At 45.3% G+C, this 26,334-nt stretch carries 25 protein-coding genes; 10 read left to right on the forward strand and 15 right to left on the reverse strand.

Annotated features, from left to right (window positions below; all coding sequences use genetic code 11):
* Positions 1 to 326: 326 nt before the first annotated feature.
* On the forward strand, positions 327 to 1,382 hold the full coding sequence (locus FFM73_RS04265) for an ABC transporter permease (protein ID WP_137630549.1): 1,056 nt from the start codon (positions 327 to 329) through the stop codon (positions 1,380 to 1,382).
* Between the two features lie 4 nt (positions 1,383 to 1,386).
* A complete protein-coding gene (locus tag FFM73_RS04270) occupies positions 1,387 to 2,067 on the forward strand; it encodes an ABC transporter ATP-binding protein (RefSeq protein WP_137630550.1) in 681 nt (226 codons plus the stop codon).
* Positions 2,068 to 2,119: 52 nt separating this feature from the next.
* Here the strand turns inward: FFM73_RS04270 and FFM73_RS04275 are convergent, their stop codons facing one another.
* Positions 2,120 to 2,494, reverse strand: a complete 375-nt coding sequence (locus FFM73_RS04275) for a pyridoxamine 5'-phosphate oxidase family protein (RefSeq protein WP_137630551.1) — start codon at positions 2,492 to 2,494, stop codon at positions 2,120 to 2,122.
* 782 nt (positions 2,495 to 3,276) lie between these two features.
* Positions 3,277 to 4,731 carry a cardiolipin synthase gene (cls, locus tag FFM73_RS04280; RefSeq protein WP_137630552.1) on the reverse strand — a complete coding sequence of 485 codons (1,455 nt, stop codon included), beginning with the start codon at positions 4,729 to 4,731 and terminating at the stop codon, positions 3,277 to 3,279.
* Between the two features lie 88 nt (positions 4,732 to 4,819).
* On the opposite strand from cls, the gene FFM73_RS12745 reads away from it, so the two are divergent.
* The gene (locus tag FFM73_RS12745; RefSeq protein WP_171001199.1) at positions 4,820 to 4,975 is read left to right on the forward strand and encodes a hypothetical protein; all 156 of its coding nucleotides are present in this window, start codon (positions 4,820 to 4,822) and stop codon (positions 4,973 to 4,975) included.
* A 55-nt stretch (positions 4,976 to 5,030) separates the two neighbouring features.
* Here the strand turns inward: FFM73_RS12745 and FFM73_RS04285 are convergent, their stop codons facing one another.
* From FFM73_RS04285 to FFM73_RS04295, 3 genes are all read right to left on the reverse strand, one after another.
* A complete protein-coding gene (locus FFM73_RS04285; protein ID WP_235874451.1) occupies positions 5,031 to 6,137 on the reverse strand; it encodes a hypothetical protein in 1,107 nt (368 codons plus the stop codon).
* Between the two features lie 122 nt (positions 6,138 to 6,259).
* Entirely contained in the window at positions 6,260 to 7,108 is an 849-nt protein-coding gene (locus FFM73_RS04290; RefSeq protein ID WP_137630553.1) for a DNA/RNA non-specific endonuclease, read from the reverse strand.
* Positions 7,109 to 7,218: 110 nt separating this feature from the next.
* On the reverse strand, positions 7,219 to 7,692 hold the full coding sequence (locus FFM73_RS04295) for an AP2 domain-containing protein (protein WP_137630554.1): 474 nt from the start codon (positions 7,690 to 7,692) through the stop codon (positions 7,219 to 7,221).
* A 319-nt stretch (positions 7,693 to 8,011) separates the two neighbouring features.
* On the opposite strand from FFM73_RS04295, the gene FFM73_RS04300 reads away from it, so the two are divergent.
* From FFM73_RS04300 to FFM73_RS04310, 3 genes are all read left to right on the forward strand, one after another.
* Entirely contained in the window at positions 8,012 to 8,566 is a 555-nt protein-coding gene (locus tag FFM73_RS04300) for a hypothetical protein (protein ID WP_137630555.1), read from the forward strand.
* Positions 8,567 to 8,675: 109 nt separating this feature from the next.
* Positions 8,676 to 9,509 (forward strand): phage integrase N-terminal SAM-like domain-containing protein, encoded by an 834-nt coding sequence (locus FFM73_RS04305; RefSeq protein WP_137630556.1) that lies wholly within the window; start codon positions 8,676 to 8,678, stop codon positions 9,507 to 9,509.
* A gap of 93 nt (positions 9,510 to 9,602) precedes the next feature.
* The gene (locus tag FFM73_RS04310) at positions 9,603 to 9,905 is read left to right on the forward strand and encodes a transposase (protein WP_137630557.1); all 303 of its coding nucleotides are present in this window, start codon (positions 9,603 to 9,605) and stop codon (positions 9,903 to 9,905) included.
* 132 nt (positions 9,906 to 10,037) lie between these two features.
* Here the strand turns inward: FFM73_RS04310 and FFM73_RS04315 are convergent, their stop codons facing one another.
* On the reverse strand, positions 10,038 to 10,958 hold the full coding sequence (locus FFM73_RS04315) for a hypothetical protein (RefSeq protein ID WP_235874452.1): 921 nt from the start codon (positions 10,956 to 10,958) through the stop codon (positions 10,038 to 10,040).
* Between the two features lie 311 nt (positions 10,959 to 11,269).
* Entirely contained in the window at positions 11,270 to 11,692 is a 423-nt protein-coding gene (locus FFM73_RS04320) for a GNAT family N-acetyltransferase (protein WP_137630558.1), read from the reverse strand.
* A gap of 315 nt (positions 11,693 to 12,007) precedes the next feature.
* Here FFM73_RS04320 and FFM73_RS04325 point away from each other — a divergent pair, with 315 nt between their 5' ends.
* On the forward strand, positions 12,008 to 13,162 hold the full coding sequence (locus FFM73_RS04325) for a D-alanyl-D-alanine carboxypeptidase family protein (RefSeq protein WP_171001200.1): 1,155 nt from the start codon (positions 12,008 to 12,010) through the stop codon (positions 13,160 to 13,162).
* 159 nt (positions 13,163 to 13,321) lie between these two features.
* Positions 13,322 to 14,599 carry a homoserine dehydrogenase gene (locus FFM73_RS04330; protein WP_137630560.1) on the forward strand — a complete coding sequence of 426 codons (1,278 nt, stop codon included), beginning with the start codon at positions 13,322 to 13,324 and terminating at the stop codon, positions 14,597 to 14,599.
* A 97-nt stretch (positions 14,600 to 14,696) separates the two neighbouring features.
* Here FFM73_RS04330 and FFM73_RS04335 read toward each other — a convergent pair whose 3' ends face one another.
* Positions 14,697 to 16,022: a C1 family peptidase gene (locus FFM73_RS04335; RefSeq protein WP_137630561.1), complete on the reverse strand. Its 1,326-nt coding sequence runs from the start codon at positions 16,020 to 16,022 to the stop codon at positions 14,697 to 14,699.
* A 23-nt stretch (positions 16,023 to 16,045) separates the two neighbouring features.
* Positions 16,046 to 17,218: a multidrug effflux MFS transporter gene (locus tag FFM73_RS04340; RefSeq protein ID WP_137630562.1), complete on the reverse strand. Its 1,173-nt coding sequence runs from the start codon at positions 17,216 to 17,218 to the stop codon at positions 16,046 to 16,048.
* Positions 17,219 to 17,427: 209 nt separating this feature from the next.
* On the opposite strand from FFM73_RS04340, the gene lepB reads away from it, so the two are divergent.
* Positions 17,428 to 18,012: a signal peptidase I gene (gene lepB / locus FFM73_RS04345; RefSeq protein ID WP_137630563.1), complete on the forward strand. Its 585-nt coding sequence runs from the start codon at positions 17,428 to 17,430 to the stop codon at positions 18,010 to 18,012.
* A gap of 49 nt (positions 18,013 to 18,061) precedes the next feature.
* On the opposite strand, the gene FFM73_RS04350 is transcribed toward lepB, so the two are convergent.
* The 3 genes from FFM73_RS04350 to FFM73_RS04360 form a co-directional block, all read right to left on the reverse strand.
* Entirely contained in the window at positions 18,062 to 18,253 is a 192-nt protein-coding gene (locus FFM73_RS04350) for a hypothetical protein (protein ID WP_137630564.1), read from the reverse strand.
* Between the two features lie 184 nt (positions 18,254 to 18,437).
* Positions 18,438 to 20,198, reverse strand: coding sequence for a pyruvate oxidase (spxB, locus tag FFM73_RS04355; RefSeq protein ID WP_137630565.1), 1,761 nt, complete (start codon positions 20,196 to 20,198; stop codon positions 18,438 to 18,440).
* 192 nt (positions 20,199 to 20,390) lie between these two features.
* The gene (locus tag FFM73_RS04360; RefSeq protein ID WP_171001201.1) at positions 20,391 to 20,747 is read right to left on the reverse strand and encodes an iron-sulfur cluster biosynthesis family protein; all 357 of its coding nucleotides are present in this window, start codon (positions 20,745 to 20,747) and stop codon (positions 20,391 to 20,393) included.
* Between the two features lie 163 nt (positions 20,748 to 20,910).
* Here FFM73_RS04360 and FFM73_RS04365 point away from each other — a divergent pair, with 163 nt between their 5' ends.
* Positions 20,911 to 21,414 (forward strand): acyl-CoA thioesterase, encoded by a 504-nt coding sequence (locus FFM73_RS04365; RefSeq protein ID WP_137630567.1) that lies wholly within the window; start codon positions 20,911 to 20,913, stop codon positions 21,412 to 21,414.
* 50 nt (positions 21,415 to 21,464) lie between these two features.
* Here FFM73_RS04365 and mnmG read toward each other — a convergent pair whose 3' ends face one another.
* The 3 genes from mnmG to jag form a co-directional block, all read right to left on the reverse strand.
* Positions 21,465 to 23,378 (reverse strand): tRNA uridine-5-carboxymethylaminomethyl(34) synthesis enzyme MnmG, encoded by a 1,914-nt coding sequence (gene mnmG / locus FFM73_RS04370; RefSeq protein ID WP_137630568.1) that lies wholly within the window; start codon positions 23,376 to 23,378, stop codon positions 21,465 to 21,467.
* A 29-nt stretch (positions 23,379 to 23,407) separates the two neighbouring features.
* Positions 23,408 to 24,799 carry a tRNA uridine-5-carboxymethylaminomethyl(34) synthesis GTPase MnmE gene (mnmE, locus tag FFM73_RS04375; protein ID WP_137630569.1) on the reverse strand — a complete coding sequence of 464 codons (1,392 nt, stop codon included), beginning with the start codon at positions 24,797 to 24,799 and terminating at the stop codon, positions 23,408 to 23,410.
* Between the two features lie 660 nt (positions 24,800 to 25,459).
* The gene (gene jag, locus FFM73_RS04380; RefSeq protein WP_137630570.1) at positions 25,460 to 26,239 is read right to left on the reverse strand and encodes an RNA-binding cell elongation regulator Jag/EloR; all 780 of its coding nucleotides are present in this window, start codon (positions 26,237 to 26,239) and stop codon (positions 25,460 to 25,462) included.
* Positions 26,240 to 26,334: the final 95 nt, after the last annotated feature.

Raw genomic sequence — 26,334 nt, forward strand, 5'->3', positions numbered from 1 at the left:
CCTCAATTATTAAGTGTTCATCATCTATTCCTAACAACATTTTCGTAGTATCATTTGACATAGGGCATTTCCTTTCTTGACTTAATTCTGTGGTGGGAGTAAGTTAACGGACGGGAGATGTCCGCTTTTTTATTCTAATGATAAACAAAAAATCTGTCATCAGTAATAGATAAAAATCTATTACCAACAACAGATATTGTAGAACCCTAACTCAAATATGAGGAAGTCCGTTTTGTGTTTCAATACGTCCGGTTATAGTGTGCTTACATTGCATTATGGTGACATCAATTATTAATCGGCTCTACACCTGAAGGGAGGAAGGTGCCATGTTTTTAGCTTTGAAAGAAATCAAAAAAGAGAAGTTTCGCTCTGGACTGATTATTGTCATGATCGTGCTAATCAGCTACCTGATCTTCATCCTTACCAGTCTCGCACTGGGGTTGGCCCGGGAAAACACCGATGCCATTAATTCCTGGGGCGTTGAAAAGATGACGCTTAGCTCCACTGCTAACGTAGATCTGCGGCAGTCATTTTTAACCAGCAAACAAACCGGTACGCTAACCAAAAACGAGGCCTACCTAGGAGAAACTCCTGTGGTAGCTGAAGCAAAAGGCCATCAGCAGCAGTCCGCACTCTTTGTGGGGCTAAAAGCGAATCAGTTTATTGCGCGCAACATTAAGCTTGAGTCTGGTCACTGGATTAAACATTCCCATGAGGTTGTCGCAGATACCTCATTAAAATTAAAGGGGTATAAATTAGGTGATAAATTCAAATTAGCCGATGACAAAACCAAATTTACGATCGTTGGTTTCACCAAAAACGCCAAGTTAAACGTCACACCGGTCCTTTATGGTCAGTTGGCAACGTGGCGAAAACTTCGTGGAATCACCATGGGACCCGTTGCCAGCGTCGTGGCCTCCAAGAACAGCCAGTATCATAACCCAAGGTCAGGGACCAAAACCTATACCCGTCAGCAGATCATTAATAAACTCCCCGGCTATCAGGCCCAAATCTTGACTTTTGTACTCATGATCGGGTTCTTAATGATCATTTCCCTGATTATCATTGCCGTCTTCCTCTATATTCTCACCATGCAGAAACTGCCAAATTACGCGGTCCTTCGTGCACAGGGTATCCCTAGCAAAGTGCTCGTCAGTGCAACTATCAGCCAATCGCTGATACTGGTAGCCAGCGGTTTAGTTATTGGAACCGTCCTAACTGCCATTACTGGTCTCATCATTCCGGCACAAGTCCCAATGGCATTTGATATGCCAATTTTGACTGCGGTTGGTTTAGGAATTCTCATTATGGCTTTAATTGGCAGCTTAATACCGGTTCGAACCGTCTTGAAGGTCGATCCCGTGTCAGTGATTGGAGGTTAGCGCGATGAGTTCTTTTACCGTTAAAAATGTCAATCAAATCTTCGGTTCCGGGACCGCTAAAGTCCACGTCCTCCATGATATTAATTTTGAAGCTGAACCCGGTACCTTAAGTTTACTCATGGGGCCTTCCGGTTCAGGAAAAACCACCCTCTTAACGATCATCGGTGGCTTGCGAACGCCGACTAGCGGCACCGTCACGGTAAACGGTGTCAACTATAATCAGCGGTCAAAAAGACAGCGTGATGCCTTACGCTTGGATGAAATCGGGTTTGTTTTGCAGCACTATGATCTATTACCCTACTTGACCGTTGCCGACCAATTTACCTTGGTGGATAAAGTGAAGCCCAAAGGAAGCCTATCCAAAGAACAACTTACACAGGTCCTAGATACCTTAGGCATTGAAAACCTGCTGCACAAATACCCCAACGAATTATCCAGCGGTCAGCAGCAACGAGTGGCTATTGCCCGGGCGCTTTATCCCGATCCCACGATTATTCTAGCTGACGAACCCACCGCCGCGTTGGACAGCCCCCGCGTCAAAGTCGTTGGTAGTTTATTTAAACACTTGGCAACTGACCATCATAAAGCCGTGGTCATTGTGACCCACGATCCCCGTTTAATGGCGTTTGCAGATCATTTATACGAAATCAGGGATGGCGTACTCACCAAGCAGCCCCTGAAATAACCAATAAGACGGCCCACACCGAAAATATCAGTGTGAACCGTCTTATTTTAATTCATAGTAATTGTTTAGCTGAAGTTGGCGTAACTTCCAAAACTTTGCGAATAAAGGGATACTTTGCTTTGACTTGTTCAAATTCTGCCCCGCTATCAACGAACTTAGCGGTTCCCGTTAACCGAAATCCCGTTCCCTGATAGCCATCACGCCCTTCGACATCGCGAGCGCCTACCGTGAGCAGAACCTGATTATTTTGGGCCAGATCTTTTTCCGCGTGGGTAAACCCAGCAGCCGGAATTAAGATTCGTTCATCATCAGTGACCGTTAAATAAGAGTTCCAAGTATTCGTAATGTGTGGTTCAACGGGCGTCCAAGTAACAACGGAAACGACCCCTTCGTAGTCTAAGACAGCGTGAAATTTATCGGTTAGCATGATTATTCCTTCTTTATATTTTGACTTATTCTGATAATAGATTAAGCGCTGTTATCTGTCAACAGATTCAATGCTAAAATTATTTTGATGTAGAGCCGATACTAACCTCAAACTCATGGGTTTCCTGCTTTCCTTTCATATGGCCAAAACGTGTTCTGGTAAGCAGATAGCTGTATGCAAGGGACGGTTACTAATCCCAAACCCATGAAATTTCCTGCTTTCCTTTTACATTGCCGAAACGTGTTCAAGCAGGCAGATAGCTGCATGTAAGGCAGGCCACCAACAACCCCAAGCCCAGGGTTATTGGTGGCCTGCCTTACATTACGCTATCTTAGCGCCTGCTTTCACACTCTACCCAAAAAAGCCGCCCCCCAATATCGTTATCAGGAGAACAGCTTCCGTATCTAAACCGGTCGCAAACTGCGCGACCCTTTCGTACCTGTAGAAGGTTATCGACCAATTTTTCGTAAATCTTGGATCTTAACCGCTGGGGTTCGTACTCTTGTCGGCTCGAGGGTTACCACCGAATACCGATTCCATCTCCTGTTACTCGATGCCTCAATTCTCATTTTAGCAGCCTAGCAAGGAAACAGCCTATTACCCATTTGACTCTACGCAAAGTTCGATTGGTCTAGCAACACTAAGCATCGAACTCTTGTTGCTTCACAGCAACGATACTACTTTCAAAACTAATTGGTCTTATCTAACCTTCCAACATTATAATACCTGATAATGTAACCGATTACAAGAAATATGGCCTACTTTTTTTAGCCTAAATTTAACTACAAAATTGGTGACAATAACCGGCAAAAGCTTTGCTTAAATCGCAGGTATAAAGACTGCTTATCAAACGCCTCAGCTGTGATCAACCGGCTGCCGCGCTGGTCCGCTTCAAATAATGCCGCTAATTGAGCCACTAATTTTTCATCGTAGAGAAAGGCATTCACTTCAAAGTTTAGTTTAAAACTGCGGCAATCCATATTAGCGGACCCCACTGAGGCTAGCCGATCATCCACGACCATGGTTTTCGCATGCATGAATCCCTGTTCATAGTAGTAAATTTTGACGCCATCTTTAGCCAGTTCATGTGCATAGTATTGCGTGGCGCGATACACAAAGGGATGATCCGGCATATGGGGGATCATAATGCGGACGTCCACTCCTGCCATCACTGCAATTCTAATGGCATCCATAACGCTATCATCTGGAATCAAGTACGGCGTTTGAATCCAGACCCGCCGCTTAGCCGTTTGAATTAATTTAATGTACCCCATTTTGATCTGCTGCAAGTCAGAATCCGGTCCGCTACTGACGATCTGCATATTGGTATCGCCTTTAACGTGAGCTAACGGAAAATAACGAGCTACCACGTGATCGGCCGGTAAGAGTCCCTTAGAAGCCGTCGCGTTCCAATCCAAAATAAACCGGCCCTGCAGCCCAAATACTGCAGAACCAGTCACCCGTAAATGAGTGTCCCGCCAATAGCCGAATTTTTTATGCCGCCCCAAGTACTGATCACCAATGTTAAACCCGCCAACGTAACCGATCCTACCATCAACCACAACGATTTTACGGTGATCCCGAAAGTTCAACCGAAAATCAGTTAGCGCTGAACGGGTCAAAAACGGTTCCGCATAACCGCCAGCCCTAATTAAGGGTTTAAAAAACGAGTGAAATGCACCGAATGAACCAAAGGGGTCATAGATTACCCGGACTTCTACACCAGAACGTGCTTTACGCACCAGCAGATCACGAATCTGTTTGCCAATATTATCATTATAAAAGGAGTAAAACTCAACGTGAATACTATCCTGCGCCCGTTCCATATCTTCAATCATGGCGTGAAACAGCTGCTTGCCATTCGCAATAATACGCACCCGGTTCTTCCGGGCTAAAAAGGCCTGGTTAGCGGTTTGAAACATCGTGACCAATGATTTAACGGAATCCGATGCCTCATCCGCCGGCAGACTTTCACTGCCTAATGCTTTGCGCTGTTTAGCCAGCAATTCGTTAAACTGAAGCTGAACGTCACTCTTTGCCTTAAACAGTTTATCTTTGGGTAATTGACGGCCGAGAAAAGCATAGATCAAGAACCCGATTACCGGCAGTAGAAAAAGCACCAGTAACCAGGCCCAAATCGCTACAATGTCGCGTCGCTGTCTAAAGATAATGATAATTGCTAAAATAATATTGATGAGATAAATGCCTTCACCAATCATTGTCATGGTAATTTCCATATAATCTCCCTCTTAGCACTTCGATTATGATACTATGGGGAAAATTATAGCACACGCAACATTGCTACTTCGAGAAAGGAAGTCCCGCATGTTTTCTACAATCGTTCCCGCAATTTTCGGTATTCATGGCGTCGGTACCATCCGCGTTTTTCACTGGTTATTTCGTGAAAATCCCGTCATCGGGTTTGGCTTCTTGTTAGCCATCATTCTGTACAGTATTTACCGCTATAATAACCGTCATTAAGATAAATAGAGGGTAACGCGTTCGAAGGCGATCGAACGCGTTACCCTTTTAACTGCTAATAAACCGTTGTTGAAAGCAAGACTTCTGGACTATGGTTACACAATAAGTAACCATGACCAGTTGAATCAAAAGTCAGCCCTTCAGTTTCACGCTTAGGGGTTAGTCCTGACCATTCAAATGAACTATTCGTTAGTGAGCCATGCCCATTTAATTTATTGGCTGGAAAACTAGCAATCGAATCATCCGAAATTAAATACAGTCGACCACGTTTGGCATTATAACCCATACTTTGAATGTGGGTCCCTGGCTGATGTTTTAGAACTTGATCTGTTCTCCTAAAAATAACGTGGTGCGTGGAAATGTTTCCCTTATAGATATTCGCACCATTGCCCGGGTTACTCCAAAAATAAGCACTGCCATATTTATCAAAGGTTAACGTGTGCCCGCCATGAATGAAGCCATGAGAAACTAAGTGGAAGCTGATTGCCCGATCAGGTTTCAAAGTTGCTGTACTAATATGTTGAATATAGCCGCCGGTAGAAGTTGGCGCGCCTGATTTAGTTTCATTATCCCGCCACATATAAAGGGCGTGACTCTTCAAATTATAGGCCAAAGATTGACCGTGACCGGTATCAAACATACCACCGACTTTAACAGCGCGTTGAACATCCTTTTGTTTATCTGAATACTTACCATGCTTTTTAATATACGCCGACTGCAGCAACTTGGGTTCTTTAGTAACACCCAATTGCGTGAGTCGTTTCATATCCAGCCGAATGATCCGCCCTTCGTTTCTGGTGTTAGTTGGGCAATAAACGATGTACATATAGCCGCTCTTAGAAACTGCTATCGATTGCGGATTACCCCAATGCTGATTATCCTTACCGGGATATGGTAGTAGAAAGTGCGTCTTGAACGTCACTTTTTTCCCGCTGACCGCTTTTACTTCATTAAACTGACTAGTCGCTTTCATATGAGTATAGTTTTTGGGTACTTTTACATATTTAACGTTCGAATTATTGAGCGTCCGGGCTCGTGATGGGTGGTTAATTAACGCCGTAGACCGCTGGTTATAGACCTTAACTGAGGCATTTGCTGTAACCGCTTGTCCCAAAACAAAACAAGTTACACAACTCATCACCCCTAAAATAAACCGTTTCAAGCTGGTTTCCCCCTAAAAGTAAGACAAATTTTAAAATATATCTTTATCATAAGGCAAAAACACTGCTTATCTCAATAATAGCTTAAATGTTTTTAAGAATTTTTACGGCGGTCAGGCGCATCTTAATTACGGCCAGTAACTACCGATTGTCCAGTCGCGTAGTCAATCTTAGCCCCTGGCTGAACATTAAAAATGTAGACGTTAAAGTGAATCGTATTGCTGCCAATCGACTGGGCCTGCATTTGAACGCCCCGGGCTAACAGTTCACTATGCCGAAAGACTGGCGTCACTCGATACCGCACCTCATTTGCCGCGTTTAATTTAAGGTAGGTTGCGACCTCAGTTTCGTAGTTTTCCATTCCGGGCGAGTTCAGCGACCTAGTCCCCGTCATTAAATTTTTCGGGTTATTGTTCTGGCCAGTAAATTGATAACCGATCAAATGACTGCGGTTATATAACCAGTCCGTTTTACCCTGGTAAGTAAACCGCTTGTTATGCCATCCTGTAGGACTAACGTACAGTGGTTCGCGCTGGGCGTGAGGCATAAGTGATTTAGCCAGTAATGCATCGGCCCCCGTCACCCGGTTAAGGCTGTCTAACGGATGATATTCTTGCCACGGCCCTTTAGCGGTACTGAGCTGAGCTTTCGTAAAAGTCGGTACGCCCTGATTGACTTTCACCACCTGCTGGCCATGATAGTTAAGGTCTGCGAGCTGTGCCGTACTATTAGCCTGAGTGTGACCAGTCGCACGCGGCTGACTCGTAGTACTAGTAGACTGGTGACCCTTAAAGTTCTGAATGACCGAACTCGCCTTACTCTGCAGCGTCGTTTGACTACTAGCTGAGCTTGCCGTGTTCGTCTTTGAACGCTGGTTACCCGTTGTACTAGAAATCCCTGCGATCAGTGCTACCGCGATCACCAGCCAGGTAAAAAACGAATTACTATTACGCTTACGCCGTCGTCTTGGCATTTTATAATCCCCCTAAAAGTTTAATAGGTTTAGTTTACCAATAAACGTATGTTCGGTCTAGTGACCCAAAAATACTCATCATATCAGTCGCTGATATAATGAGTATTTTATTAATTCTGCAATTCCTGCGCTTTAAAATACTGCTGTTCTGCTTGCCGGCGTAATTCTACGGCTTCTTCAAAGGAGTGGGTCGCCCGATTTAACACGTAGCGGCCATGATACATCAGCCGCGCTACGTAAGTTCCCGATTTCTTATCAAAAGAAACCCCGATCACACCTGAACGATTCCGCTTGGAACGGATCAACGAGGAATACCCGATACCATTTTGATCCACTAACGCACCGCCCTGAGCATTAATAAAACTTTCGTTGTGCTGCGCATTATGCCGTGATACTTCCCGGCGTAAACAGCCGCAACTGCGGGTAATTCCCTTTCTCAGCGCATAGCCTTCAACTACTACCCGTTGGCCGCAGTCACACAGGCATAACCAGCAAACGTTTCCATTTCGTGCCACGGTATCAGCCCGTTTTTCGACCACTAATCGGCCAAACCGCTGATGAGTTAAATCAATACAATGACTCATTAAAGATCCTCCCCTTCGATTCAATTAGATCCCCATAAATGCTACTCAGGAATGGTTAATGTGATTAACTATTCCGTCTACTCATGCTGTTTCCCCAACTCACGCCAACATTATACAATAATTTGACTATGAGATGTTTCTCATTTTTTCAATAATTATTAAAAAAAATGGTAATGTTTCCTGCGTTGTATCCCATTATCAGTTAAAATAATGATGGTAGTATTCAATTGCATGAGAAAACTTTAACTTTATTTCAAATGCTTGCGTTGCCCCTGCTTCCACTGCTATACTCGATTCACATAATAATGAGGTGATTAAAATGAAAACATCCCGAACAAAGGCACTGTTACTGAGTCTGGTCGCAGTTCTCGCCATTTTTCTAACCGCTTGCGGCAGCAGTACTGCCAATAAGTCCAACTCCCATGAGCAGGCTAGTTTTAAAAACGAACCGACCACCACTAAACACGCCGACGTTAAGTCCAGTATCTTATCGGGCGACGGTTTCTGGTACTTAGCTGGCAAGATCAACCACAAGAGTAATTCTGGCATTGAAGCTATTGCATTTGACAAAAAGACTGGTAAGGCCACGATGTACAACGTTGACAAATTCTACAAATCTTACAGCGCTGCCAAAAGGGCCAAGGCTTTGAACAAGGAAGGAACCGTTAAGTATACCTTTACTAAGGATAAAAAAGATCAAACAATGATCAAATTATCCGGTAAGTTATCCGGAATCGATATGACCCAGACCGTGACCGTTAAAGACTCAACTAAGGGTACTAATAAAGCGACTAAACTGCACTTAAGCGGGTATCATGCAGTCCGCGATGTCGATATGGATAAAACCAATGTCGTCTTTGTAGAAACCACTTAAACTGCAACCAATTTAAGCATTTAAAAACCTGCGTTATGGTGACTCATTCGCCATAGCGCAGGTTTTTAACGTATAATAAACTTAATTATGATTCAAAGGGGGCGTTCACTTGTCGCATGCCAATGCTTATCCATACCAAGAGGTTTTTGAACGTTATCTCAATCGTCAAGAACTGGCACAACCCACTATTGCTGAATATCGTTCGGTCCTAGCTGATCTATTCAACTTTTTGAGTAACTTCAACGCCGGTTACCAAGCCGATCACCGGGTGGCAACGCTATTAGACCGGGACGTCGAGCAGTACCTGGCAATGCTGGTCAACCAGCGTCAAGTCACTAACGGTACTTACAATAAGATGCTGTCACACATCAATATTTACTTTAAATACCTGTTCACGCACGATTTGATCACGCATTACCCCACCCTCACGCTAAAGGGTAAATCACACGATGATTTAAAAACACCAACAACTAAATGGCTGCACTTAATGCCAGCCATTTTAGCCAATCAGCAACTAGCCATTTACACCCGGCTAACAATGCTTTTGACCAGCCACTATTACACCATCTCGGAGTTTTTGACTCCCGGCTTTTATCAGCAATTACACCCGCGGAACTTTAATCCAGATGAACGGACTTTCTGGCAAGATTATCAGCAATTCATCACCCCGTTACAAGCGCGCCAGCATAGTCAGGATCTGTTTTTAAAGCAGCGATTAGACGGGGATCCCCACCTCACCGCTGCGGGGCTGCATAAGTACTTAAAACCTGACGAAAAGCTGTTAGGCTTCGCGTTAACGCCCACTCGGTTATATCAAAGTGCTATCTTGGATTATCTCTTGCAGCATCCTAAATTAAGTGACCAGCAGCTCAGCGATAAACTGAGACTCGACCCGCAATCGCTAAATTATTACCGGCAGCTGGCAATGCAGTATCAAGGATAAGCCAGTACCATGATAGCGCTTAACTTTTTAACCTTTTCGACTGTATTTCAATAAATTTTACGGTATGATTAGGGCAAAAGGAGTGTGGTTTTTATGGCAAAGAAAACAGTTACTGTTGATTTCGAAAAACTGGCTAGCCAGCACGCGGCATTTATTAAGGAAAATCCGTGGTTGATCCCGGTTGGTCTATCCGTTCACATGATTCCACTGGCACTGTTGGTTTATGGTCATGTCAAAACTAACATCTATAAAAAGAAACTCCAAATCGAACGTGAAAAGACCAAGCAATTGGCACTGCAGCTTCAAAGTGACCGTCCGCAGGGTCATGGTCGCCACCATTCTAAGCACCATGGTGGCTACCACGATTTTAAACCAACAGCACCTAGACAGCTGTAAACTCAGTATTCACTTCAATCAGCAATTAAAAATAGCGATTGACTTCCAACATTTAGGAAATCAATCGCTATTTTATGACTTGAATACTAACTGAATCACCACCTCAGCATCAATTTGTAACTTGAAATGGTTTTAATAGACGCCAGTCGATCGAAGAACCTCTGGATTATGGTTCATCAACAAGTAACCATGACCGGAATTATCAAAAGTCAGCCCCTCAGTTTCACGTTTCGGTGACAGGCGTGACCATTCAAAGGACTTACTGTTCAATGACCCGTGACCATTTAGCTGCTTAGCTGGAAAACTGGCGATGGAATCATCAGAAATCAAATATAGCCGATCGCGTTTAGGATTATAGCCCATACTTTGTTCACAGGCTCCCGGCGCCCTTTTCAGAAATTGATCAGTCCGTCGAAATTTAACGTTTTGCATCGAGACATTGCCCTTATAGATGTAGGCACCCATACCCGATTTAGCCCAGTAATAAGCATTACCATTCTGATCAAATGTCAAAGTACCGCCACCGATAATCGCCGTTCTATGTGCTTTGAGATAAAACCGAATTGCGTGTTCAGGTTTTAAAGAATTCGGATTGATCTGCTGAATCTCAGCGTGGATACTGGTTTGAAGATCTGAACTATTGCGATTATCCCGCCACATGTATAATCCGTTATCTTTGGGATTATAGGCGAGCGTCTGACCGTGACCAGTATTAATGATGCCGCCGACCTTAACGGCTTTTTGAATCTTTCGTTGCTGATTAGAGAATTTACCATGATGCTTCACGTAGATGTTTCGTAATTCTCTGGGATGCTTATAGACGCCTAATTGTTGCAGCTGCGTTAAATCATACCGGACGATTCTTCCCTGGTTATGATAGGCTTTGGGACAATAGACGATATACATCATGTTGTTCTTGGTAAATGCAATCGCTTGGGGATTCTCCCACTTTTGATTATCCTTGCCAGGATCAGGCAATAACAATCGCGTCTTAAACGTCATTTTTTTACCCGCAACTGCGTGCACCCGATTGGACTGATTATTTAATCTCATATGGGTATATCTTCTGGGTTTGTTAACAAAGTGAACCCTTGAATCATTGACCGTTCGCATTTGCGAGGGATGACTAATTAGGGCTGATGAATGCTGATTATGTACTTTAGCTGCCGCTCCAATTGGCTGATATAGCGCTAAACATGACATTAAACTGGTTAAAATAACAATAAACCGTTTCAAAATTTTCCCTTTCCTGTTTCAAAATATCATTGCTAGCCTCATCATAGGTCAGCCATTCTACTATTTTCAATCAAAATAAGACATTTCTTCAAAAGGCATTAACAATTGACTTGGTACTCTACGATCAGTTACTGCTTAATTGTATCAATCAGTGTGTAATTGGCTGGCACTGCAATGCGATCTTCGCGGCGAATTACAAACCCCTCGCTGGCGTAAAATTTTAGTGCCGGTTCATTTTCAATCACACATTTCAAGGTTAACGTTCCCACTGCTTTTTGCCGCATTTTTTGAATCAGCGCGTGGCCAACCCCTTGGTGCTGAAATTCGGGTGCCACAAATAACAGGTGAATAAAATCCATGACGCGCAGTAAACTGGCAAAACCAGCGATCTGGCCATCGATCTCCGCCACAAATAGCGCCTCGCCACGTGAATCGTGGTCAAAGTCTGTTAGTTCAGGATGGGCGACCCACGGAAAATAACGCTGCCGATCACGTAAATAAATTACTGCGACTGCTTCTCGCTCAGTTGGTTTCATTGGCCGGACTATCATTTAGCTTCCTCCTTAAATGACACATAAAAAATTATAGCATTAATAGTTAGTAACAATCTGCTAAAAACGACGTAACCAATAGTTTATCGCCAAAGTTATCGTTTAAATTCATTTTACGAGAACTTAACACTTTCTTTGACGATTTTTAAGGTTGTTTTCTGTTATACTAATGACAGTTTTTGTGCTGCGGAGGTGTATATTATTTTAAATCACACAAAACAGCGCGTATCGCGTTTATTGATCGCGCTTATTTGTATGCTACTGGTGTTTTCACCAGCTAGTCCTAGTTTCGCTAAAAGTAAAAAGAACGGCCAAATGTCAGATTACACGAAAGTTAAATCAGCCTATGTTATGGATGCTAAAAGTGGCCAGACGCTCTATCAAAACCACGCTGACCGGCAGTTACCAATTGCTAGTCTGTCCAAGATGATGACCCTTTATTTAACCACTCAGGCTATCAACCATCATCAGCTCCATTGGAACGATAAAGTTTCCGTTGATCCTCAATTGGTTAAAATGAGTAAGTCTTACAGTTTGGGATCCTTTAAAATTAATCATTCCAATCAATATACCGTCAAGGACCTTTACCAAGCTGCCTTGATCGCGTCTTCTAATTCAGCCGCCATTGCCCTTGGTCGAGCGGTCGCTGGCGGCAACAATGCCAAGTTTATTGCCATGATGAATCATCAGGCAAAGGACTGGGGCATCGATGCGAACTTTGTCAGCAGCTCCGGATTGGATAACACTGACCTTAAACACTACGGCTACCAATTGCATGGAACGTCTGCCAAAGCTCAAAACATGGTCAGTGCCAAGGCCATCAGTATCGTGGCCCAGCATCTGATCAAGGCGTTTCCTCAGATCACGCAATGGAGTACTAAACCCAATGCCAAGTTGAATGGCCAGACACTAGTTAACGCTAACTCCATGTTAAAGCCCGGCTTTTACTACCGCGCCAGCAATCATTTAACCGGCCTTAAAACCGGCTATACTGAAACTGCCGGTCTGTGCTTAACGGTCACTTACTGGCGGCATGGCCGCGAATTGATCGCCACTATCCTTGGCAGTAAGAGCACCTTTTCCGCGATGAACGGCCTGATTACTCACCTAGATAAAACGGTGAGAAGCAAGTCCATAACGGAAACACCCCAGAAATACCGGATTCAAGGCCAGCAGGTAACAGCTGATCCCGCCGAATCACACACGCAAGTCTGGTATCGCGTAGGTCAAGATCCGAAGAAGATCAAAATCGCTAATCGCCTGACTGCCACTGAACTACCGGTTAAAAAGGGTCAGCAGGTAACGACTACGACCTTTAATAATACCGGCTTACCAGCTGCCACCACGCAGACTGATACAGCTGCGCAAACGGTACGTAAACCAGTTGCCAAACAGGGCAACACCAGTGGTACCAACTGGTTTAGTCGCCTATTTGCCGGTATTGGCAAAAGCTTTTCACACGTTTTTTAAATGGATTTATTGATTCAAGACTCACCTAAGCTAAACGGCTTAGGTGAGTCTTTTTTAAGCTTGAATCAGTTTTTATGAGAATTCATCCTTAATTTTCACAAAGTTCTCATTATATTTGCTATACTGTCAGGTAAACATCAAACAAGGAGCGCCATATATATGGATAAAATTAAAATTGGGCTGGTAGGCCTTGGAACCGTTGGCAGCAGCGTTCTTAAAATGATTACTGAAAATTCCGATAAGGTCCAAAACATCACGGGCCGCAGTCTGAGCGTTAAAACCGTTGTGATCAGAGACGTCGCTAAACACCAAAATCAAGTCCCAGCAGGAGTCACTGTCACGACTGATCTAAACGCGATCATCAATGATCCCGAAATCAAAATTGCGGTAGAGGTAATGGGTGGCGTTCATCCAGCTAAGGAAGTCATCACGAAACTGTTAAACGCTAAAAAACACGTGGTTACCGCCAACAAGGATTTAATTGCCTCCGCTGGTGAAGAATTGGCCGCTATTGCTAAAAACAATCACTGTGATCTCATGTATGAAGCCAGCGTTGCCGGTGGTATCCCCATTTTAAGAACCATTGTGACCAGTTTTGCAGCCGACTATATCACTGAGGTCAAAGGGATCGTTAACGGGACGACCAACTACATTTTGACCCAGATGCAGCGTAAGAACTGGTCATATGATCATGCGCTGGTAAAGGCACAGGAGTTAGGCTTTGCTGAATCTGATCCCACTAACGATGTGGAAGGTATCGACGCAGCTTACAAGATGATTATTTTAAGTCAGTTCTCGTATGGTACCCATCTTAAGCTCGCCAATATGTCGGTAGAAGGCATTTCAACCATTCAGCAATCTGACGTTCAGCAAGCGGATGCGTTTGGTTACACCATCAAATTACTGGGGATCTCCCGGCGAATCAATGATGGTGTATTTGCCGAAGTTGGACCGGTGCTGGTGCCTAAAGATCATCCGCTGGCAACGATCAATAACGAAAACAACGCGGTAATGGTCACGGGCCAAGCCGTTGGTGAAACCCTATTCTATGGCCGTGGTGCCGGTGGCCTGCCAACCGCCAATAGCGTGTTAAGCGACATTGTCTCCGTCACTAAAAACATCGTTCTGGGGACTACCGGCAACTCCTTTAATAACTACCAAAGCAAGGTCGGCAAAGTTGACCTAAACGATGTCATCTATCCCTATTACCTCTCCTTAAATATGCTGGACGTTCCGGGTCAGATGCTAAAATTCACGCAAATTATGACCCAGATTGGTGCCAGCTTTAGCCGAATTGTCCAAACTAACACGGATGGTCAAACGGCGCGCGTCGTGATCATTACTCACGAGATGTCAAAAGTTCAATTACATGATTTAAAACAACAGTTAATGGCGATCAACACCATGTCGTTACTGGCAGCATATAAGGTTTTGTAACTTCAAATACAGTAAAAGCGCAGATCAGTTTCCAAGTTTAGGAAACCCATCTGCGCTTTTACTGTATTCTGGAATCTACCGAGTTTTTTCACACACTTTACATCAACGGATCCCACGGTGCTAATTCAACTGGCTGATGCGCTAAGATTGCCCGCTGTTCAGCCGTCAGATACTTCTTATGGACAACGACTTCATAGACGAACTGATCCATCCAGTCATCCGTCATCACGAAATAGCCCTTTTCACCGTTTTTCTCGCCCCACGAATTTTCCACTTTCCAGCGGTTAGGCGTGCCGTCCACTAGATTAACCCCGGTTAAGGTCATGGCATGGGTCACTTCAGCTTCGTGATAAGCGAAGCGCTGGGCTTTATTTAACGTCAGATCGATGCCAAATAATTCCGCACGCCGGTAGAGTTTAGCATCTAAGAAGCCCTGTTCACGGCTCATCTGCTGCAGCACATCGTTACCAAACCAGACCGTTTCACCATCCTGCAGTTGGGCAATTGCCGTTTTTTTAAGGACATCCATATCAACGTTTAAAAACTGAATCTGCTTGCCGCCAGCAATGTTTTCCTGGCTGGCCAAACGATACAACTCATTTAGCGGTTTATCTGGTGAGTTGGTGACCACCACGTAATCTTCCAGATCAACGTCAAATTCCTGTTTGAAAAAGTCAGTCGGTGTCACATCGGCTTGCCGGTGCCACTTTTTATCGTTATCACGGTACTCTAAATCAAAGGTAGTCGGTGGTTCACCAAAGGAATAGGCCGCCATGCGGTACACTTCGCCCACCATCTGCCGGCGCTTTTCATCCAGCTGATCAGCACTGGCACCTTCATGAACGAGGTCCCGTAAAATCACCGCATCCCGCCGCATTTTAAGCGCTAAGGTTGACGCAAACGCATTAGTATGGTCGGTATTGTAGGTTTCTGGCATGGCATAGGCTGGCATGACACCGTATTTTTCGACCAGTGCCGCAACCATTGGCCATTGACCGCCATCACCACCCGCCATCTTGAGATAAAAAGCGACTTCTCGGTCATTGGGACCCTTATCGGCCGTCGCTAAAATTTGCTGGTAGAACATATTCGCCCGTTCAACTCTATCCCAGAAGAATAAGTAGTTCTGAGATAATTCAAAGTTTTTCACGTGGTGGGTCTGTTCAAAGCGGTGCCGTAACGTATTCAGTAATGAAAATTCCCAGCAGCGGCCACTCTGTTTTTGATTGGTCACAGTGCCAGTATCGAGTTCCACGGAAAATTCCCGGTGCAGACGAACCTTTGCCGCTGGATCAGTCGCCGCGGCGTTCACACCGTTCGTCATGACGGCGCGGCTGATCACGTCTGCGTCCGGCCGTTGTTTGAGATCTCGATGGTATTGTTTAAAATCACTTGCTGTTAATGCTGACAGTTTTTCAGCCATGTATAAGCCTCCTAATCATACTTCTAAACTCGTTTCTTATAAGACAATCCTAACGCACCCAGACTATAGATGAGAATCAATCCCGCCATTGGAGCGTAACTAGCTGTACCGAATAACCCAACTAACGGTGAAGAAATTCCGACAAATGCGTTTTGTGACAAGCCAATCAACGCTGAAGCACTGCCGGCATTTTGCGGCGTCTGATTCATGATGATCGCGGTGGTCAGCGTGAGTAGCATGCCCACAAACACCACTAAGCACCACAGCAGGACAGCCACTGCAATGAGCGAAAAATGCAGCCACGAACCTAGTAACAAGATCATGCTGTCTAGTAAGACCAGCACCATCCCGATCTTCATTTGAACGCGTTCTGATAGCCGGTTCACCCGACTGGGTAAGCCGCTGCCAATCACGATTCCCAGACCATTTATGGCGTAGAACAAACTAAAGGCTTGTGCCGACAAATGGAATAGTTGCTGATAGATAAAGGTTGAAGCCGAAATATAACTAAATAAACAACCATAGACCAGTCCAGTGATCACAATGTTACGCAGAAACCCTGGCAGTTCAATCAACGTACCAAAGGACTTAAACGTTGCGAACACCGGTCCCGTTAACCGCTTTTCAGGTGCTAACGTTTCTGGAATACCGATCACGATCAAGCCAGTAAGCACTACCCCAATTACGCCTAAAAGAATAAACACTGCCTCCCAGGGGACAAACCGAATCATATAGCCGCCAATGATCGGCGCAATGATGGGGAAGACCCCGTTCACAGCATTTAAAATCGCGTAAAAATTAGTCAGTGCGTGACCGCTAAAGAGATCCCGGGCCACCGCTCGAGAAAGGACCTGCCCACTGGCTCCGGCAAGGCCCTGAATAAACCGCATGACGATCAGCATGGTGATCGAATGGGCCATCGCGATCAGCAACGAAGCCAACGCAAAGACCAAGAAGCCGATGATCAATGGTCTTTTACGGCCATAATGGTCACTTAAGGGCCCCGCAATCAACTGACCAAACGCGAGTCCTAAAAGACAGGCGGTCAAACTCAATTGGATCAGCGATGCTGACGTTTGGAACTGGCGCATCATTTGCGGTAATGCAGGTAAGTATAAATCAATGGACAATGGCCCCGTAGCACTTAACGTCCCTAAAATTAAAACAAAACGCAGCCGGTGCTGTTGCTCAGACATGTTATCAGTCCACCCCCCTAAAAAAGTATCATACCTATAATGATACGGAATTCTGTTAAAAATACTAGTGAAATCATTTGTTGGCTAATTAATATTGTTATAAATCACCATCATCTATTGTGCCTTTTAAGAAAAAAAGAGTAGTATGAAGTGTATTTAACTAAGATAACAGCGTCTGTGCTGCAGGCGCTGGAAGGGATAACAATGCAATGAAATTCTTCAAAGAAATCGTGGTGCCGGTCGTCATCGGCCTGCTGCTGGCATTCGGCTTAAAAAGCTTAGTCCTGTCACCAGTTCGGGTAGATGGACCATCAATGGAACCCAACTTAACGAATAACGAACGTGTCTGGATGTTTAAACAAGCCCAGATCAAACACCTTAGCGTCATTGTTTTTGACGCCCATGGTGCTGATCCCGAAGCCGCCCCAGGAACGGATTACGTCAAGCGGGTCATCGGGCTACCTGGCGACACCGTTTCCTTTGTGAACGACAAACTCTACGTCAACGATAAAGTGGTCAATCAGCACTTTATCAGTAAAGATGAGGCAACGACGGGGACTGGTTCCCACAACTGGACGTTACAGTCATTAGCCAAACAGTATGGCTGGGGCAAACACGTTACCGTAGTACCCAAGGGTGAATACTTCGTCTTAGGTGATCACCGTAGCGTTTCCAACGATGGCCGCTATTGGGGCTTTGTGAAAAAGAGTAAGGTTGCCGGTGTGGTCAAAGTGCCATTCTGGGCTGGTAATAAAACTGAACGAGCTAACGTAAATGGCTTAGGTTATGAATAACACACAAAAAGACTAGTGCGAGCTGATTTCGCACTAGTCTTTTTAATTATCATGAATTTCGTTGCTGATCTTTTTTGATTTGACTGGCCATTTTCTCTGCTTGGTGTCGCTGCCGAGACATATTATTCTGCTTTGTCTTGGCATACACTGCGTACAATTCACCATAATCGATCTCATGATCATTATTGGTGCCCCCTAATACCGGCTGTTTTGACCGTCTGCCACTAAACCATTTTGCCATCGTTTATTCCTCCCCCAAGATAGGTATATACTTGTATGATACCAGATTTGCTGATGTTGGCGTTAATTACTAGTAATTTTGTACAGTGACAGATTATCTATTACAGATAAACAACAAAAACTCAGTACAATAATCAGATTGTACTGAGCTTTTCACGTTTAGATTCAATTTTTAAAACTTAAAACTACTTATCATCGCCTTGAGCACGAAGCAGTTCACCTAATGATGGCTGCGTCTTTGGATCAATGTGGTACTTCTCTGAGTACGCTTTAACAGTATCTTTTCCATAGAGCTTTTCGTCTAATGGCATAAAGGCCGTCGCAATTGGATCATCGGGATTAATGTAGGCGTTGATGACAATTGGTTTCTTGTTGCCGTTGGCCTGTAAGTCCTTGACCTTAGTGAAGACATTATCGAGATCAGCCTTATTCTTAACGGTAAAGCCAATTCCACCAAGTCCTTCAGCCACCTTTGCCCAGTCAGCATCCGTTAGATCGACCCCGTAGAAATGCTGCTTGGATTCAGCTTGTTCGTAGTAGATAAAACCGAAGCGGTGGTTGGTGAAGACGACATTAATCACTGGCAGTTCATAACGAGCTTCGGTAATAATGTCCGGTGCCACCATGGCAAAACCGCCATCACCTGATAGTGACCAAGCCTGCGCATCCGGCACACTCAGCGCACCAGCGATCCCACCGGGTAGGCCAAAGCCCATGGTTGCAAATAAACCCGAAATGGCAAAACGCTGGTTCTTGTTCATCGGTAACCCGCGAGCGCCCCATTCAGAAACGTTCCCGGTATCAACCGCGTAAGTGTCGTTAGGCCCTGCCAGTTCAGCAATCTTCTTGGTGACTGCTTCAGGGTTCAAGCCGCGGCTCTCATCTTCAGCCTGTTCATCCAGCCACTTGTTCCAGTTCGCCTTATTCTCCTGGTTCGCTTTCAGCCAAGTATCTGCTGGACGGGTTTCACCGGTGGCGATCATATCGTTCAGATAGCTCTTAGCATCCGCAATCACTGAATAATCAACGTCCACCGTCTTCCCAATATCAAATGGGTTCGTGTTAACTTGAATAATTTTCAAATTCTTTGGCCAGAAGTTCGCAAACGGGAATTCAGAAGCCAAGAAGAGAATCAAATCAGCGTGTTGTAACGCTTCAAAACCTGACTTAGTTCCTAGCCGGCCAAAGGTCCCAATGAAGTTTGGATGATCAGTTGAAATAACCCCCGTTGCCGGTACGGTGTTCATTACTGGAATGTTGAACTGCTCGGAGAACTTCGTCAACACATCACGGGCACCCAGCAAACCGCGACCAGCATAGATCAGTGGGTGCTTAGCTTCCTTGATCATCTTAAGGCTGTCCTGGATAGCCTTTGGATCAACTGTTTGGCTGTAGTTATTCGTAACTTCTTTAGGCGTCTTTGATGGTTCATAATCAATTTCTTTTTGGGTTAGATCTTCAGGTAAAATGACCACTGCCACGCCACTTTGACGATAGGCTTCGCGAATGGCTTCGTTAATGACATAGGGAATTTGTTCCGCCGTGGTGACGGTCCGGTTATAAACTGAAACATCATCAAACATCGGGCCTTCATCCATTTCCTGGAAGAAGTTGGTGTTCATCACTGGCTGAGCAACTTGGCCCACAATCGCCAGCACAGGTACATGGTCCATCTTGGCATCGTACAGGCCATTGAACAGGTGAGTAGCACCAGGACCCGCGGAACCAAAAGCGACCCCGATCTTACCCGTGAACTTAGCGTCAGCAGAAGCGGCAATTGCACCGACCTCCTCATGGCGAACCTGAATGTATTTTACCTTATCTTGTTCGAGATATAGGCCTTCAACAGTATGGTTAATTGAGCCCCCAGGAATTCCATAAAGATGGTCAACGTCCCAATCTTCCAATACTTTAACTAATGCTTGTCCTGCCATCATCTTTGTCATCGTATCGCACTCCTCCATTAATTCTTCATCACAATTAAAACGACAAATACTTAAATTGTTTAACGTTAAAAAGTATAAGACTGCAATCTCGAAAAGTCACAGGATTTGCTTACTTTTTGTAAGTTAATGATTTCACAACACTCTTTTCATCAAAAAAGCGGTCACTGTTCAACAGTCACTGCTCTTTAATGCCTAATTGCGTTCACTGACGACTTCCACGTTTTGATCAATTTCGCCGCCTTCATCTGCTAACACCAATGTCTGATACTTCGGCTGCAGTTTTAAGGTCATTTGATCACTTAGAAAACGGCCAGAATAGGATTTAATATACATTGGCTGCAGATTAGTTTCGATTTCTTCATCATAATCATCATAGGGCTGGCTATCGTTGATCAGTACCAGCTGAAATGAGACCTGCAACGCAACTAGTCCATGGTGCGAATAGGGACCAACACCGTCGTCATAACTCAGTAAGATCCGGGCATGCTCCGTTAGCTGTGGCTTGATCTTAGCAATGGCCTCTGGTGATAACGTTAAATGTCGTGTCATTTTGATCGCTTCTTTCATTAATTTTGACTTCATTATGAAAGTTGTCTGCCCGTAATACAATTAATATGATTCTTACTCACTCATTTTAAATGTAACCGTTTCAATACCCCTTTTAAATCTATGTTAGAATAGCCCTAATTATGGATCACTGGAGGTCACAGTTATGAGTACAAATCAGTTAACCTGTCACGAAACAATAGCGATTTCAAATCACCGGGTATTCAGCGCGGACTTAAATGAACACAACACTGTGTTTGGTGGTCGAATTCTGTCATTAGTTGATGATACGAGCTCAATTGCGGCCTCGCGCGCTATCCATCAAGTTCAGGTCACGGCAACAATGGATCACATGGCCTTCATTGCCCCATTTGTGATGCAAGATGCCATGCTGATCGAATCCTACGTCACCGGTACCAGCCACCGTTCACTGGAAGTCTTCGTTAAAGGACTGGGCGAACACCTGCTGACCGGCGAGCGGTTTGTGGGCTTCACCTGTTTTGTTACCTTCGTCACGGTGGCCAATCCAGCCAATCCGCCGTTGCCTAAAATCGTGCCGGAAACGGATGAAGAAAAATTTCTCTGCAGCGGCTACGCTGACCGGTTAGTGCAGCGTAAGGCAGACCGTGATTATCAAAAGGGCTTATTCAAACATTTAAATCTCAGTTAAATCAAAAAAGACTAAATCCTCGCAGTTCAGCGAAGATTTAGTCTTTTTGATTATGCGTGAATCTTAGCAATTTTACCCCGTTCGATATAGATGCTCAAGATTGCAATATCAGCTGGGTTGACCCCACTGATCCGCGTTGCCTGGGCAATGGTTTCCGGACGGATCTTATCGAGCTTTTGATGAGCTTCGGTGGCGAGACCGTCAATGGCATCAAAATCGATGTTGTCAGGAATCTTTTTAGCTTCCATCTTCTTCATCTTAGCCACGCTCTCTTCGGCCTTTTTGATGTAGCCGGCATACTTGATGCGAATTTCGATCTCCTCAATGACGCGGCGATCCAGCGGCTTTTCAGGTGCCGGAATAAACCGGAGTAAGTCGGCATAGGTCACCCGTGGCCGCCGAAGAAATTCAGACGCTAGCACACCGTCTTTCAGTGGCTTTTCGTGACGTGATTCAACGTAAGCATTCACTTCCGGCGATGGCTTGACCCGCACCGTATTTAAGCGGGCAAGTTCATCTTTGATGGCTTGGCGCTTCGCCAAAAAGGCGTTGTAGCGGTCATCGGAGATCAGCCCCAGTTCATGGCCCTTAGGCGTCAAACGCAGGTCAGCATTATCGTGCCGTAAAATCAGGCGGTATTCCGCACGACTAGTTAGCAAGCGGTAAGGTTCGTTAGTCCCCTTAGTCACCAGATCATCGATCATAACGCCAATGTAGCCTTCGGACCGTTTCATGACGTAAGGTTCCTTGCCTAACGCCCGCAAACCGGCGTTGATTCCCGCCATAATGCCTTGACCAGCAGCTTCTTCATAACCCGAAGTTCCGTTGGTCTGACCAGCTGTATACAGGTTCTTGATCAGCTTCGTTTCAAGGGTCGGCCGCAGTTGATAAGGGGAAACCACATCGTATTCAATGGCGTAACCCGGACGCATCAACTCGGCTTTTTCCAACCCTTTGATTGAATGAAGGATCTTTTGCTGAACTTCTTCTGGCATAGACGTCGACAGTCCTTGAACGTACCATTCATCCGTCTTGCGGCCTTCTGGTTCCAAGAACAGCTGATGGCGGCTCTTGTCCGCAAACCGCACGATCTTGTCCTCAATTGAAGGGCAGTAACGGGGTCCAACCCCTTCGATCACACCGGTAAACATGGGTGCGCGGTCAAGGTTGGCCCGAATGATCTTATGGGTTGTTTCGTTGGTGTAGGTCAGCCAGCATGAAAGTTGGTTTTTAAGTGCCAAATAATTTTCATCCGGCGTTTCAAAACTAAAGTGGTTCGGTTCTTTATCACCAGGCTGTTCTTCAGTTTCGTCATAGTTGATCGTATTACCGTCCACTCGTGGCGGTGTTCCAGTCTTAAACCGTTCCAGCTTTAAACCGTATTTTTCGAGGTTCTTAGTGAGTTTCATGGCTGGCTGGGAGTTGTTAGGCCCCGATGAGTACATGAGCTCTCCGACGATAATTTTGCCCCGTGCGGCCGTCCCAGCAGCGATCACCACCGTTTTAGCGTTATAGTGCGCGCCGGTATTGGTAATGACCCCCTTGCAGACCCCGTCTTCAACGATCAGATCGTCGACGATGCCCTGACGTAAGGTCAAATTCGGTTCCTTTTCCAGGGTGTGTTTCATCTCAGCATGATAAGCGTGCTTATCGGCTTGGGCCCGTAACGCCCGAACAGCTGGTCCCTTACCCGTATTGAGCATCCGCATCTGGACGTAAGTTTTATCAATGTTACGGCCCATTTCACCACCCAATGCGTCAATTTCACGCACGACGATTCCCTTGGCCGGGCCACCAACCGATGGGTTACATGGCATAAAGGCCACCATATCCAAGTTGATCGTCATTAATAACGTCTGGTTGCCCATCCGCGCAGCTGCCAACGCTGCTTCTACACCGGCATGACCGGCACCTACGATAATCACATCATAGTCCTGACCCTGATAGGGTTGAATCTCAGGCATGTTGTTTCCTCCTAAATAAGTTCTCTCGTTTACTTACCAACACAAAATTGACTGAACAGCTGGTCTAATAACTCATCTTGATAGCTATCACCAGTGATTTCACCCAGCTTATTCCAGCATCTGGTCATATCGATTTGAACCAGATCAACTGGCATACCAGCTGCGATCCCACTCATGACATCATCTAACGCCGAACTGGCTTGTTTTAACAGCCCAATATGACGGGCGTTAGTGACCATCACGTTACCCCGGCCAGTTTCGATACCTTCATCAAAGAAGAGGTGGCTGATCTCGCTTTCCAGCTGATCGACCCCCTGATTTTGAGTCATAGAGGCTTTAATAATCTTCGTGTCACCAGCTAATTGCTCTAATTCGGGCATTTCCAGTTTCAGTGGCAAATCAGTTTTATTTAAAATAATAATTCGCTTTTCATCCGCCGTATCAGCTAATAGTTGCCGATCTTCCGCGGTTAATGGTTCGCTAGCATCCAGGACCAGAATGACTAGATCAGCCGCTGCAATGGCTTTTTTAGACCGTTCAACACCGATCTTTTCAACCTTATCATCCGTATGATGAATACCGGCTGTATCAACTAATTTTAACGGGACACCGCCGACGTTGACGTATTCTTCGATCACATCTCTGGTCGTCCCCGCAACATCGGTCACGATGGCTTTATCTTCATGCAGCAGTTCGTTTAGTAAACTGGACTTACCCACGTTAGGCCGACCAACAATTGCAGTTGCCAGACCATCACGCAGCACTTTACCCTGCTTAGCAGTTTTAAGTAGTTGCTGAATCGAAGCCTTGACTTCTTTGGCCTTTTCCAGCAGTAACTTCGTCGTCATAGTTTCCACGTCATCGTATTCCGGATAATCAATATTGACCTCGACTTGTGCCAAAACTTCCAAAATATCCTGACGCAGGTTTTTGATCAATCGCGATAAACTGCCGTCAAGCTGGTTTAAAGCAACTTTCATTGACCGGTCCGTTTTCGCCCGAATCAGATCCATGACCGCTTCAGCCTGACTTAAATCAATGCGGCCGTTGAGGAAAGCACGCTTGGTAAACTCACCGGGCTCAGCCAGTCGAGCACCTTGACTGATAACAAGCTGCAAAATGTCGTTGGTGGCAACTAAACCGCCGTGACAGTTGATCTCAAGCACGTCTTCACGGGTGTACGTCTTAGGCGCCCGCATAACGGAAACCATCACTTCATCCACTTCTGACTGCGTTTCAGGATCAATGATATGACCATAATTGATTGTGTGACTTTTCACTTTGTCCAACGCTTTGCCTTTAAATAACGGCATAACTGCTTCAAAAGCGTGGTCGCCGCTCACTCGAATAATTGAGATGCCACCCTCACCAGGCGGTGTTGCAACGGCCGCAATCGTATCAAATTCACTTGTTGTCGTCATGTCTATCCCTCCATTGATTAATTGTTCATATTTTCACGCACAAAAAAAGTGCCCACTCCATGCCCCTAACAGCATGGATAAAGCACTTTGACTACTTTATCTATTTAAGATAAGAATGATTAGTTATCATAATAGACTGGAATCAGAAGCGTGTCAAGAGAAAAAAGGTGCAGAAACGAGCGGTTAGATAGCGGTGTGTAAGCCAGGGAAAGTGAAGGTACGCCGACCTTTGGTGTGCCTTTACTTTCCCTGGCTTACATGTAGCTATCTGCTCGTTGATGCCCGATTAGGCTCAAGGACAGGAAAGCACCTAACTCCATGTTTATTCATAACTTTCCCCTGTTATTCAGCCGAAACTGGCTCCGAAAAGCAGGGAGTTATGCGTAAGGGAGAAACGGTGTAAATCCAAGCCCACGGTTTATTTCCAGCTCTTCCCTGTTATCTAGCCGAAACTGGCTCCAAAAAGCAGGGAGTTATGTGTAAGGGGCGAGCAGTTTAAATCCAAGCCCGTGATTTACTCACAGCTCTCCCCTGTTATCTAGCCAAAACTGGCTCCGAAAAGCAGGGAGTTATGTGTAAGGGAGAAACGGTGTAAACCCAAGCCCACGGTTTACACCGTTTCTCCCTTACACGCCACTCCCTAACCGCTTTTCTCCGCACCTACTTCAGCGTAATCACCACCGCCCGCTTCGGCTCCGTTCCTGCCGAATAGGTCATGACGTGTTCATTATCCGCTAGAACGCTATGAATCTGTTTCCGTTCAAACGATGGCATGGGGTCCAGATAGACCGGCTTTCCAGTTGCGACGACTTCTCTAGCCATGTTTTCGGCCAAACGCGTCAAAGTCTCCACTCGCCGTTCACGATAATTGGCTACGTCCAATGTCACTTCTAATTTGGAGAATCGTTTATGGTTTAAAAAGACCTGCGCCAGACTCTGCAAGGCATTGATCGTGCGGCCATGTTTGCCGATCAAAAGACCTTCCTGCTCCGTTTTAAAATTCATATTAATGTGCCGGTGCTTCACTTCAACCGTGCTAGTCGCATCAATCCCTAACTGACTGATGATCGTACTTAAATACTGATTTAATTCAGCCGCTACCTGCTGGTATTCCGCCTGCCGGTTAACCGTTGGCCCTTCAGTGGTTGCTACGGTCTGATCCGTTGGTGTCGTCACTGGTTTAGATGCTGACGCTGATTTTGGTTCAGTAGCTGACTCGTCTGTTGTTTTAGTGACTGGTTTTTCTGTCTTTTCTGGTTGTTTTGAATTAACGGTAACAGCCGGCTTAATATCAACCCTAGCCTTTCGGGCGCCAATACCAAAGAAGCCTTTACGCGGTTTCGTTAGTACGGCCACCTCCACTTGAGATCTGTCGAGCTGAAGTTGTTGAAGTGCTTGTTTAACGGCACCGTCAACGGTCTCGCTTGTGTATAAAGTCATGACTGCTTTTCTCCCTTCGATAAACTACTTAATATACAGTATAGCATGTGAGGGACCCTCATTTGATAGCTTTTGCAAATGGTAATATTACAAAT

Origin of the sequence: Secundilactobacillus hailunensis, from assembly GCF_005405185.1 — a bacterium.
GTDB classification, from domain to species: Bacteria; Bacillota; Bacilli; order Lactobacillales; family Lactobacillaceae; genus Secundilactobacillus; species Secundilactobacillus hailunensis.

Bases quoted from the DNA above. Each gene is read 5' to 3' on its own strand.
- mnmE (WP_137630569.1), bottom strand. From the start codon at position 24,799: ATGACGACAACAAGTGAATTTGATACGATTGCGGCCGTTGCAACACCG.
- FFM73_RS04330 (WP_137630560.1), top strand. From the start codon at position 13,322: ATGGATAAAATTAAAATTGGGCTGGTAGGCCTTGGAACCGTTGGCAGC.
- FFM73_RS04350 (WP_137630564.1), bottom strand. From the start codon at position 18,253: ATGGCAAAATGGTTTAGTGGCAGACGGTCAAAACAGCCGGTATTAGGG.
- FFM73_RS04335 (WP_137630561.1), bottom strand. From the start codon at position 16,022: ATGGCTGAAAAACTGTCAGCATTAACAGCAAGTGATTTTAAACAATAC.
- spxB (WP_137630565.1), bottom strand. From the start codon at position 20,198: ATGACAAAGATGATGGCAGGACAAGCATTAGTTAAAGTATTGGAAGAT.
- FFM73_RS04275 (WP_137630551.1), bottom strand. From the start codon at position 2,494: ATGCTAACCGATAAATTTCACGCTGTCTTAGACTACGAAGGGGTCGTT.
- FFM73_RS04290 (WP_137630553.1), bottom strand. From the start codon at position 7,108: ATGCCAAGACGACGGCGTAAGCGTAATAGTAATTCGTTTTTTACCTGG.
- FFM73_RS04315 (WP_235874452.1), bottom strand. From the start codon at position 10,958: ATGAGATTAAATAATCAGTCCAATCGGGTGCACGCAGTTGCGGGTAAA.
- FFM73_RS04310 (WP_137630557.1), top strand. From the start codon at position 9,603: ATGGCAAAGAAAACAGTTACTGTTGATTTCGAAAAACTGGCTAGCCAG.
- FFM73_RS04300 (WP_137630555.1), top strand. From the start codon at position 8,012: ATGAAAACATCCCGAACAAAGGCACTGTTACTGAGTCTGGTCGCAGTT.
- cls (WP_137630552.1), bottom strand. From the start codon at position 4,731: ATGGAAATTACCATGACAATGATTGGTGAAGGCATTTATCTCATCAAT.
- FFM73_RS04320 (WP_137630558.1), bottom strand. From the start codon at position 11,692: ATGATAGTCCGGCCAATGAAACCAACTGAGCGAGAAGCAGTCGCAGTA.
- FFM73_RS04360 (WP_171001201.1), bottom strand. From the start codon at position 20,747: ATGACACGACATTTAACGTTATCACCAGAGGCCATTGCTAAGATCAAG.
- jag (WP_137630570.1), bottom strand. From the start codon at position 26,239: ATGACTTTATACACAAGCGAGACCGTTGACGGTGCCGTTAAACAAGCA.
- FFM73_RS12745 (WP_171001199.1), top strand. From the start codon at position 4,820: ATGTTTTCTACAATCGTTCCCGCAATTTTCGGTATTCATGGCGTCGGT.
- FFM73_RS04365 (WP_137630567.1), top strand. From the start codon at position 20,911: ATGAGTACAAATCAGTTAACCTGTCACGAAACAATAGCGATTTCAAAT.
- FFM73_RS04295 (WP_137630554.1), bottom strand. From the start codon at position 7,692: ATGAGTCATTGTATTGATTTAACTCATCAGCGGTTTGGCCGATTAGTG.
- FFM73_RS04265 (WP_137630549.1), top strand. From the start codon at position 327: ATGTTTTTAGCTTTGAAAGAAATCAAAAAAGAGAAGTTTCGCTCTGGA.
- FFM73_RS04340 (WP_137630562.1), bottom strand. From the start codon at position 17,218: ATGTCTGAGCAACAGCACCGGCTGCGTTTTGTTTTAATTTTAGGGACG.
- FFM73_RS04325 (WP_171001200.1), top strand. From the start codon at position 12,008: ATGTCAGATTACACGAAAGTTAAATCAGCCTATGTTATGGATGCTAAA.
- FFM73_RS04270 (WP_137630550.1), top strand. From the start codon at position 1,387: ATGAGTTCTTTTACCGTTAAAAATGTCAATCAAATCTTCGGTTCCGGG.
- mnmG (WP_137630568.1), bottom strand. From the start codon at position 23,378: ATGCCTGAGATTCAACCCTATCAGGGTCAGGACTATGATGTGATTATC.
- lepB (WP_137630563.1), top strand. From the start codon at position 17,428: ATGAAATTCTTCAAAGAAATCGTGGTGCCGGTCGTCATCGGCCTGCTG.